This is a genomic window from Pseudomonas sp. MF09156, assembly GCF_059862305.1.
The window spans coordinates 1-2,310 of sequence record NZ_JCBCUR010000044.1 but is presented as its reverse complement, the minus strand read 5'-3'; the positions used below and the strand labels follow the sequence as shown (position 1 = coordinate 2,310).

Below are 2,310 nucleotides of genomic sequence, written 5' to 3'. Positions count from 1 at the left end.
GTAAGCGCTTCGACTTCAAATGCCCAATCGAAGTTATGGGCGAGGTGATGCAGAAGGCCATGGCTATGCGGCATGATGCTCCAGCTTCAATTCAATGACCGTGTTGCACTCAGCTCCTGCAACCGCCGGGGTATAGGTTGACTGCTACTGGCCCAGAGTGTGTAAAAACGCTGATTGCTCATCGGTCTTGGAGTATCAACGTTTGTCGGCTGAGTTATCGCATAGTCAGCGTCAAGGCTTGCATCAGTAACGACCTGGAGCACGCCAACGCTGTTTTACAGCCTCTGGCCGGGTCAAAACCGGCCTTTTTTAGGCTGACAGCGCTTTCATCAAACCATTGGCACCAATGATTTTCATGACCCGTTTCAAGTTGTAGGCGAGCACATTCAAGCTCATCTCCGTACTCACCCCGGCCAGCTTTCGCGTCAGGAAGTGCGTCGCCCCCATCCATTGTTTGAGCGTCCCGAAGGGATGCTCAACCGTCCGTTTTCGGACTCGCATCATCTCTGGAGCTTTGCTCAGCCGAAGCTGCATCTCCTCCAATACGTCCTCATGCTCCCAGCGTCGAACTCGTCGTTCCGTGCTCGGTGTGCACTGCAATTTCAACGCGCAGCCCTGGCATTTCGAACTCCAGTAACGGTGCAACGTCAGGCCTTTTTCAACGTTGGTATAGCGCCAGATTAGCGCCTCTCCGGCCGGGCAAACGTATTCGTTTTTGGCCGCGTCATACATGAAGGCATCGTTATTGAAACGCCCGTCTGCCTTGGCTCCAGAGGTCATCGGCTTGAGCACATAGGCGGTGATACCTGCATCGTGACAAGCCAGGATTTGTTCGCTTTTGAAGTAACCTCGGTCAGCCACTACCGACAACGTATCTGACGCCATCGCCTCGCGGGCCTGCTTGGCCATTGAGCTGAGTTGATCGCGGTCGGAACCGACGTTGGTCACCTCATGTGCAACGATCAAATGGTGCTGAGTATCGACCGCTGTCTGCACGTTGTAGCCGACGATTCCCGTGCCGCGCGTCATCATGGAACGGGCGTCTGGATAGGTCAGTGAGACCTGTTTATCCGGCGATTCATTGAGCTGGATTTCGATCGCTTGAAGCTCCTTCATTTGAGTTTTGAGCTTGGCGATTTTCTCTTCCAGCCGCCCGGCACTGGGCTCGGAAGCTGTTGGTTGTTGCCGATCGGCAGCATCGAGTGCCGCCAGGTAACGGTTGATACTCGATTCAATCTCTTCCATGCGCCGCTTTAGTTTGGCGCTGGTGAAATTGCGGTCGCGATTGTTGACAGCCTTGAATTTACTGCCATCGATGGCAACAAGATTTTCTCCAAACAATCCCAACTGCTGACAGAGCACGACGAACTGGCGACAAACGCCTCGGATGGCCTTGCTGTTGTCTTTTCGGAAGTTGGCAATGGTCTTAAAGTCCGGCATCAAACGCCCGGTCAACCACATCAGCTCGACGTTGCGCTGGGCTTCTCGCTCCAAACGTCGGCTCGACTGGATGCGGTTGAGATAGCCGTAGATGTAGATATTCAGCAGGATCGCGGGGTGGTAAACGGGACGGCCTGTGTCAGCCGGAATAGCACCGTCAAAACCCAAGGAAACCAGGTTGAGTTCGTCGACAAAAACGTCGACTACGCGCACCGGATTGGTATCGCTGACGTAGTCGTCGAGGCTCTCGGGAAGTAAGGTGCCTTGGCCTCGATGTTCACCTTGGATAAAGCGCTTCATGGGCGATCCCTGCGATGAAATCCTCAGAAATCATAGCAAGGGTCGCGAAGGTGTTTTTACACACTCTGGGCCAAAAGCAGCCGCTCATGACTGAACGTATGCGACACGGATGTCGTAACCATGGTCACGATATCTGACGCTAAGGCGGCGAGCAGCTCATTGCGCACGCTTAACTTCATCCTGACGTACTCAGGAAAATCGGGGAACATTAGTCTTGCTCTCGCATTCCCAATCTGCAACTTCTTGGCCAACAGGACAAATTCGCCGAGTTATCTCAGCCGCAAAATAAGGATGCCTTGCTAGTCTCTGGTGCGGACAGGTGAGGCTTATAAGGCCTAAGGTCTCTTGATTTAGCACGAAAGCCCGCTGTGCTAGAGGCGGGTCTAGAAATACAGTCTAAGGTTGATATTCGATAAATTCATTTCTTATAGCATCAATTAGTCTTGGCGGTTGCAGGAGCTGAGTGCAACACGGTCATTGAATTGAAGCTGGAGCATCATGCCGCATAGCCATGGCCTTCTGCATCACCTCGCCCATAACTTCGATTGGGCATTTGAAGTCGAAGCGCTT

Annotated in this window: 1 protein-coding gene; it reads right to left on the bottom strand. The window is 53.0% G+C overall.

Annotated features, from left to right (window positions below):
• Positions 1 to 309: 309 nt before the first annotated feature.
• A complete protein-coding gene (locus tag AC19YY_RS30940; protein ID WP_500605319.1) occupies positions 310 to 1,740 on the bottom strand; it encodes an IS1182 family transposase in 1,431 nt (476 codons plus the stop codon).
• Positions 1,741 to 2,310 lie beyond the last annotated feature (570 nt).